Here is an 8457-nt window from a genome sequence, read left to right as displayed (position 1 = left end):
GTTCTGTGAGAGGGATGAGGCGGCAACGCCTCACCCTACTCGATATATCTGCGAGGGTTATTCTTGGTTATCTGTCGACTGACCCACTTTTGCTTCCATGGCTTCCAGCTTGGCTTCAAGCTCGGTGAGCTTTTGACGGGTGCGCAGTAACACCTGGGTTTGTACATCAAACTCCTCACGGCTTACTACATCCAGCTTAGTCAGTTGGCCTTGGATGGCTTGGCGCACACGGCTTTCCATATCCGTGCCTAACTCTTTAACAGGCTGAGGCATGGCGTCGTGAATTTGCTTGGCCATTTGCTCAAGTTTTTTGGGGTCAAACATGGAATACTCCTTTATTAACTGTCTTTATTCTATGTAAATACGCACAGCTTGTCGAAAGGATGATAAAAGAAAAGGGCCCGAAGGCCCTTTGGGTTAGTGTGATGCGCGATAGTCTTCATCGAGCTTATCAAGTTCATCGTCTTCGACAAACACAGGCAGTGGTTTGTGCTTGCTGGCCAGGTAGGTGTAAATCACTGGCAGAACGAATAGTGTGAATAACGTACCGATAGCGAGACCCGCTACGATCACAATCCCGATGCTAAAGCGTTGCTCGGCGCCTGCGCCGGTGGCGAACATTAGCGGGATGAGGCCTGCAATCATCGCGGCAGTGGTCATCAAGATCGGACGTAGACGAATCTTGGCCGCTTCTTTCACTGCGTCCATTCGGCTGGCTTGATGATGCAGTTGCTGCTCTTTGGCGACCTCACAGATCAGAATACCGTGTTTAGTAATCAGACCTATCAAGGTTATCAACCCGACTTGTGAGTAGATGTTCATGGATGACAGCCCCCACGCGAGCGCAATCAAAGCCCCACAAATCGCGAGTGGCACAGAGACCAAGATCACCAGTGGGTCGAGCAAGGATTCAAACTGAATCGCCAGTACCAGATAAATGATCGCTAAGGCGAACAAGAAGGTGGCATACAGCGCGCTGCCTTCTGTCACGTATTGGCGAGACTCACCGAGGTAATCGTGCTGATAGCCTTTAGGCAATTCTGCTGCCTTGCTTTCGAACCAATCCACCGCGGTACCCATGGTGACACCGGGCGCAGATACCGCACTGATGGTAGCAGCATTTAGCTGATTAAAGTGCGGCAGTGAGCGAGGCTCCGCGGTGACTTCAATGTCAATCAGCGAGCCCAGCGGAATGGAATCACCATTGGCCGCACGCACGTAGTAGTTCTCGATCGATTCAGGGTTGAGGCGATACTTACGCTCCACTTGCGGGATCACTTCGTACGAGCGGCCATCAAAGTCGATACGATTGACGTAGCCATCGGCCATCATGGTGCCAATGGTGGCGCCAATATCACGCATGGTCACGCCATATGACCCAGCTTTGTCTTTATCAATGCTGATGTTCATGGTGGCCGAGTCAAAATTGAGGTTCAGCTCCGAATAAACGAAATTCGGGCTAGATTGTACCTCGGACATAATATCGGCGGTCACTTGGTAGAGACTTTCGAAATTATTCGGGGTGGTCACCACAAACTGGATCGGCAAGCCGGAGGAGGCACCGGGCAGTTCTGGCATTTCAAAGGTAGTGACCTTCATACCCGGAATGTCTTTCACTTCGTCAGCCATGCGTTTTACCACTTCGGACTGACTGGCTTCCCGCTCACTCCAAGGCACCAGTGAGGCGATACCAAACGCTTGATTCGACTTCGGCACCCCAGAAAAAACCTGAGAAAAGGCCACTTCTGGTTGTTCGTCGAGCTTTTGGTTCACTTCCGCCATGCTGTTTTGGATGTAATCCAGGTTAGCCGTCGAGGGCGCCGTCCCCATCATTACCACCACGCCTTTATCTTCCGATGGCGCCAGCTCACTGGGGATAAAGTTAAATAGCACGGGTAAAGAGGCAAAGACGATGACCGCAAAGGACACCACCACAGGACGGCGTTGCATCACCTTACTGAGGATGCGCGCATATTTGTCGGTCATGCCATCCAAGAAGCGGTGCACGGCAAGCTCAAAGCGACTTGGCTTGGCGTTAGCTTTCAGCATGGTTGAACACATCACTGGTGAGAGTGTCAACGCGACAATCCCGGAGACAAACACCGCCCCGGCAAGGGTTAACGCAAACTCCTTAAACAGCGAGCCGGTGATCCCGCCCATCATCGCGATAGGAGCATACACCGCCGCCAATGTTAGTGTCATGGAGATAACCGGCACGGCAATTTCCCGTGTACCAATAATGGCCGCGCGGAAAGGGGACTCTCCCAGCTTGATATGGCGGTCGATGTTTTCCAATACCACGATGGCATCGTCGACCACCAAGCCGATAGCCAATACCATTGCCAGCAGGGTCATCAAGTTGAGCGAGAAGCCAATCATTTCCATCACCAGCGCCACACCAATCAGGGACAGTGGGATGGTAATAATGGGGATAATCACCGCACGGAACGAACCTAAGAACAGGGTAATCACCACCAATACGATCAGCGCCGCTTCAATGATGGTTTTAATGACCTCATTGATGGACTCATTGATTGCATTGGATGAGTCATACAGCACATTCATCTCGATATTGCTTGGCATGTTGCGCTCAACTTCCGGCAACATATCCATGACGTCAGCGGCAATATTGATGGGGTTGGCCGACGGGGTGGCATTAATCGCGGCGACAACCGCTTCAGAGCCATTGGCCAGTGCACGTACCCGATCGTGGCTTTTCTCGAGTGAGACCTTAGCGATGTCTCCGAGGCGTACGACGCGGCCATCTTGGGTATCCACCACCAAATTACGCAGCTCTTCGGGCGTGGACACCTGGGTGTCGGCGCTACCGTTATAGATCATAAAGGTACCAATCGCCTGACCAGTGGCTGACTGGTAGTTGTTGGCATCGAGCACGGACATCACGTCGGTGGCCGCTAATTTAAACGCCGCCATTTTCTCCGGATCGAGCCACACGCGAAGGCCATACTTCACCCCGCCGTAAAGGTCGATTTTGGAGACACCATCCACGGTAAATAGCTGAGGCTTGACCACGCGATCGAGGTAGTCAGTGATCTGACTGGAGTCGAGTTCGGGTGAGGTAAAGCCAATATACATGACAGCGGTGGTGGAACCGGTCGACATGGATACCGATGGATCTTCCGCCTCGGCAGGAAGCTGAGCACGCACCGAGTTTACCTTGGCAAGAATATCGGCCAAGGCGGCGTTAGGGTCGGTATTGAGCTTCATGTTGACCGTAATGGTCGAGGAGCCAAGAACCGACTCTGAGGTCATAAAATCAATATTATCAGCTTGGGCCACGGCTTGTTCGAGTGGCGTCGTGATGAAGCCCTGAATCAAGTCGGCACTGGCGCCATAATAGCTGGTTGTGATGGTGACCACGGTATTGGTCATCTCCGGGTATTCCCTGACTTGCATCTTAAATAAAGATTGCAGGCCGAGCAGCGCAATCAGAATACTGATTGACGCGGCTAGCACGGGGCGCCGGATAAAAATATCAGTAAAGCGCATCACATCCTCGTCTTACAATTGAGGTAATTGTTCTGGTGGTGTGAGAGCGTCGTTTTCGACGATTTTCACTTTGGAGCCATTGCTTAACCGCACTTGGCCGGAGGTAACGACCTGATCGCCAGGTTGCAGACCTTCGATAACACGCACTTGATGGCCACGACGTTCACCGACCTTGAGTACTTGCTGATAAGCGCGTTTTTCTCCCTCCTCTTCGCGGATGACGTAGACGCTTTCTCCGTACAAATTGAAGTTAATCGCGGTTTGATCAATCACGATTTGCTCTTCAATGGTCGGTAAGACGATATCGGCGCGGGCAAACATCCCTGAGCGCAACTGGCCGTCGTTGTTGGGGATATTGGCTTCCACTTTAATCAGGCCGCTCTGGCTGTTGACTGCAGGCTCAATGGCACTGATAGAGCCGATAAATTCCTTTTCAGGATACGCGTCGACAGTAATGCGTAACGGCTGGCTTAAACGGATTTTGGAAATATCCGTTTGTGGCACGGTAAAGCGCAGCTTCATCACCGAGGTATCCTCGAGGCGAGTAATTTCCGTACCGGGTTGTAAGTATTCACCTAAGAAAACATCACGCAAACCAATCACACCATCGAAGGGAGCTTGGATATTACGACGGGCAATGGTGGCTTTCAGCGCATTGATGTCAGCTTGTAGCGAGCGATAATTGGCCTCGGCTTCATCCAGCGCTTCTTTAGAGATAGAGCCTTTAGCAAACAGGCCTTGGTAGCGTTTAAACTTGGCTTCCGCCGCCGGTAGACGCGCTTGGGTGCTGGCTAAATTGGCTTTTTCAACACTCGAGTCGAGCTCGACCAGGTTTTGTCCACGCTCAACGGTTTGGCCAGACTCAAAATTAATCACATCGACGACACCGGCAATTTGGGTGGTTAAGGTGATCCCTTGGTTAGGCTCAATAAACCCAATGGCGTCAAGCGTTGGTGTCCAAGGCTCAGCCTCAACCGTCACCGCGGTGACTGGGTGGGTGGGCTCTGGCATGTTTGCCATATACTCTGCAACTTTTTGCTGCTTGAACAGGTTAAAGCCAATCACACTGCCAAACAGCAGCAGCGCGAGGATAACCATAAAGAAAAACCATTTTTTCATCGAAGTAAGCTCCGAACGTCGTTAGTGAAGAGAAATTGCATCCCAGCAAGCGTGGATCGCATCTGCGATAGCATGACTGTCCAGGGTTATAACACCCCGAACCTGTTTGCGAGCTAAACAAAAAGCGGGTTCGAGTCCCAAGGTGATTAACACCTCATCATCGAGGGGCTTGAGCACGCCTTGTTGCTTACCTTCTTGAAAGACCAGATAAAGATCGGAGAAGGCTTCTCGCTCTTGCTGAGTATGAGACTGATCATCGCGTGGCAGGGCATCAAACTGGTCACGAGACAATAAAAGATGATCGCGTTGTAGCATCATGGTCCACGTATTGCGCCACAAGCGTTCAAACTGACGTTTGAGTGTCGGTTCATCCTTGACCCCTTGCTGGATATGGGTTGCACATTGCATCATCAGGTGCGAAGACAGTTGGCGAAGCAAGTCATCCTTATCTTTGAAATAGCGATAAATGGTCCCTGTTGCGACCTGTGCTTGTATCGCCACTTGTTGCATTGAGACTTTGTCGAGCCCAACCGTCGCGATTAATTGCTCGGTCGCGGCAAAGATTTGTGTACGTTTGTCCATGAATAATGCACCAAGCAATGAATGAACGTTCATTCATTTTAGAGCGTTTTTCGCGCAAATGACAAGCATAAAGTGTAGCAAGCAAAATGCACTCTGCTGCGGTGAGATAGACATCAGTCGGATTCGCTCTACAATGCTCATTCAGCCACTGATGAGGTGTTGTCACCATGAAACTTAACCCCGCGCAATCCGATGCCGTCCGACATATCTCTGGACCTTGCCTAGTTTTGGCCGGAGCAGGATCGGGCAAAACACGGGTGATTACGCACAAAATCGCCTATTTGGTTCAGCAGTGCGGCTATAAAGCACGTCATATCGCCGCGGTCACCTTTACCAACAAAGCGGCACGCGAGATGAAAGAGCGGGTAGCACAAGGTTTAGGCAAGCAAGAGTCGCGTGGTTTGATGGTGTCGACCTTTCATACCTTGGGCCTCAATATCATTCGTCGCGAGTACAAAACCTTGGGGCTCAAGACGGGCTTTTCGCTATTTGACGATCAAGACCAATTAGCTTTGTTAAAAGCCCTGACCGAACAAGAGTTGGACAACGACAAAGATTTGCTACGGCAGTTGGTGCATACCATTTCCAATTGGAAAAATGCCATGTTGGGGCCGGATGAAGCACTGGTTCAGGCGCAAGGCGAGCGTGATCAACTGTTTGCCGCCTGCTATGCGCGCTACCAAAAACAAATGCGTGCGTATAATGCGCTGGATTTTGATGATCTCATTTTGATGCCAGTCGCGCTGCTTAGCCAAAACCAAGCCGTACGTGAGCGCTGGCAAGCGCGCATTCGTTATTTATTGGTCGATGAATATCAAGATACCAATACCAGTCAATATCAGTTAGTGAAGCTGCTAGTGGGTGAGCGTGCACGCTTTACCGTGGTCGGGGATGACGATCAGTCGATTTACTCGTGGCGAGGGGCTCAGCCGAAAAACCTGGTGTATCTGCAGCAAGACTTTCCGCGTTTGCATGTGGTGAAACTGGAGCAAAACTACCGCTCAACCAGTCGCATTCTGCGCGCCGCGAATATCTTGATTGCCAATAACCCTCATGTATTCGAAAAGACCTTATTTTCTGCTTTGCCTGATGGCGACATGCTCAAAGTACTGACCGCGAACAATGAAGAACATGAGGCGGAGCGCGTGGTCGGCGAGCTGATAGGTCATCGTTTTTTGGGGCGCACCCAATACAAAGACTACGCCATCCTTTATCGCGGAAACCACCAATCACGCTTGATCGAAAAAGCGCTGATGCAAAACCGCATTCCTTACAAGATCTCCGGTGGCACCTCGTTTTTCTCACGTGCAGAAATCAAGGACATCATGGCCTATCTGCGCCTGCTCACTAACCCCGATGACGACAACGCGTTCTTGCGGGTGGTTAACACACCACGACGTGAAATTGGCCCAGTGACGCTAGAAAAGCTCGGTAGTTATGCCAACCAGCGGGGAAAGAGCTTGTTTGCGGCAAGCTTTGAACTCGGGCTCAGCCAACATTTATCAGGACGTGGTTTGGCGTCGCTACAAGCGTTTACCCGCTGGGTGGTGGAATTATCCGATCAAGCCGAGCGAGGCGATACCGTGGCGGCAGTGAGGGCGCTTTTGCGTGACATTCACTACGAAGAGTGGCTGTACGAAAGCTCTTCAAGCCCCAAAGTCGCAGAAATGCGGATGAAAAACGTCTCACAGCTTTACAGTTGGATTGTCGCCGACTTAGAAGGTGACAACCCCGATCAGGTGGAACGAACGCTAAGAGAAGTGGTTCAGCGCCTTACCCTACGTGACATGATGGAGCGGGGCGAAGACGATGATGACGCAGACCAAGTCCAGTTGATGACCTTGCATGCCTCCAAAGGGCTCGAATTTCCTTATGTCTACCTGATTGGCATGGAAGAAGGCTTATTGCCGCATCAGTCGAGCATTGATGAAGACAATATCGATGAAGAACGGCGTTTGGCTTATGTCGGACTGACTCGCGCGCAAAAGGCGTTGACCTTTGTAGTGTGTCGAGAGCGGCGTCAATTTGGTGAAGTGATTAAACCTCAGCAAAGCCGCTTCCTGGAGGAGCTTCCTTTTGACGATGTGGAGTGGGAGTCGCAAAGAAAGCCTGTTTCACAAGAAGAGCGGATGGAGAAAGGGCAAGCCGCGATCGCCAACCTAAAAGCCATGCTGGATAAAAACAAATAACGCCGCAAAGGCGGCGTTATTGTCACGTTGGCAATGCGCGGCGGTATTAAAGTGCGTCGAGCATATGCTCGATGGCTGCCACTATTTCATCATCCGAACAATCCATACAGGTCCCTTTAGCCGGCATGCCATTAAAGCCGTTGATGGCATGTTTGGTGAGGGTCTCCATGCCTTTATCGACACGTGGGCCCCATGCAGCAGCATCGCCCATTTTCGGAGCACCCGCCGCCCCTGTGCCATGACAGGCGGTGCAGTAGGTATTGTAGACCTGCTCGCCGCTGCGTGGGCCACTCGGCTCTGCGGCGGCGGTTTGCGTTGGCGCTTCGCCGTCAATATACACATCACCAACCGGGGCAATGCGTTCGGCGATGGCGGCTTTTTCTTGCTCAGACACTTCTAGCGCTTGCGCAGCAGAAGCAAATAACAGGGCCGCCACAGTGGCAACCATAATTTGACCTAGACTTTTTCCCTTTGCGCTCACAATGACACTCCCACATTACTGGTGGCTTAACGCCTTTTTTATCTTATTTGCCGCCAACCTAAGGGGGTGAATCAATCAAGGGTGATTCGGTTGCGGCCTGTCAGTCTCGTCTTAACGGATTTGCCAACGTTGCTGGGTTAACTCCGTGTAAAGATTAGGTGATTATAGCGCTTTAGATTGTTACGTTAAACCGTTATAGTAGAGACCTTACTGACGTTTTCTACGCAATTTGTTGAAAAAGAGACCAGTCAGTAAAAAAATTAAAAAAAGTGCTAGACGGCTGGTGGTGATATCCGTAATATTCGTCACCGCCAACGGGGCAAGCGCCCGTAGCTCAGTTGGATAGAGTGTTGGCCTCCGAAGCCAAAGGTCACAGGTTCAAATCCTGTCGGGCGCGCCATTCCGGGGATAAAGGAAATTGGCAAAAAATCAGTGGTGGCTGTAGCTCAGTTGGTAGAGCCCTGGATTGTGATTCCAGTTGTCGCGGGTTCAAGTCCCGTCAGCCACCCCATTATTTTCGCTAACAGCGAATATGTCGGTGAATAGCGCAGTTTGGTAGCGCATCTGGTTTGGGAC

The 8457-nt window shown here is 51.2% G+C and carries 6 protein-coding genes and 2 tRNA genes; 3 read left to right on the top strand and 5 right to left on the bottom strand.

Annotated features, from left to right (window positions below):
• Positions 1–57: 57 nt before the first annotated feature.
• From C7A19_RS14025 to C7A19_RS14010, 4 genes are all read right to left on the bottom strand, one after another.
• Entirely contained in the window at positions 58–324 is a 267-nt protein-coding gene (locus C7A19_RS14025) for an accessory factor UbiK family protein (RefSeq protein WP_077457451.1), read from the bottom strand.
• A gap of 93 nt (positions 325–417) precedes the next feature.
• The gene (locus C7A19_RS14020) at positions 418–3510 is read right to left on the bottom strand and encodes a multidrug efflux RND transporter permease subunit (protein ID WP_069360752.1); all 3093 of its coding nucleotides are present in this window, start codon (positions 3508–3510) and stop codon (positions 418–420) included.
• Between the two features lie 12 nt (positions 3511–3522).
• Positions 3523–4629: an efflux RND transporter periplasmic adaptor subunit gene (locus C7A19_RS14015; protein ID WP_116645182.1), complete on the bottom strand. Its 1107-nt coding sequence runs from the start codon at positions 4627–4629 to the stop codon at positions 3523–3525.
• Between the two features lie 21 nt (positions 4630–4650).
• Positions 4651–5211 carry a TetR/AcrR family transcriptional regulator gene (locus C7A19_RS14010; RefSeq protein WP_077522978.1) on the bottom strand — a complete coding sequence of 187 codons (561 nt, stop codon included), beginning with the start codon at positions 5209–5211 and terminating at the stop codon, positions 4651–4653.
• A gap of 167 nt (positions 5212–5378) precedes the next feature.
• Here C7A19_RS14010 and rep point away from each other — a divergent pair, with 167 nt between their 5' ends.
• Entirely contained in the window at positions 5379–7400 is a 2022-nt protein-coding gene (gene rep, locus C7A19_RS14005; RefSeq protein ID WP_116645181.1) for a DNA helicase Rep, read from the top strand.
• A gap of 46 nt (positions 7401–7446) precedes the next feature.
• Here rep and C7A19_RS14000 read toward each other — a convergent pair whose 3' ends face one another.
• Complete coding sequence (locus C7A19_RS14000; protein ID WP_069360756.1) at positions 7447–7881, bottom strand: cytochrome c5 family protein; 435 nt, start codon at positions 7879–7881, stop codon at positions 7447–7449.
• A 323-nt stretch (positions 7882–8204) separates the two neighbouring features.
• Between C7A19_RS14000 and C7A19_RS13995 the strand changes: the two genes are divergently transcribed.
• Together C7A19_RS13995 and C7A19_RS13990 are read left to right on the top strand one after the other, a co-directional pair.
• A tRNA-Arg gene (locus C7A19_RS13995) sits at positions 8205–8281 on the top strand.
• A 35-nt stretch (positions 8282–8316) separates the two neighbouring features.
• A tRNA-His gene (locus tag C7A19_RS13990) sits at positions 8317–8392 on the top strand.
• Positions 8393–8457 lie beyond the last annotated feature (65 nt).

The organism is Salinivibrio sp. HTSP (assembly GCF_003390965.1).
GTDB lineage: Bacteria > Pseudomonadota > Gammaproteobacteria > Enterobacterales > Vibrionaceae > Salinivibrio > Salinivibrio kushneri.
This window is presented reverse-complemented; position numbering and strand designations above follow the sequence as displayed.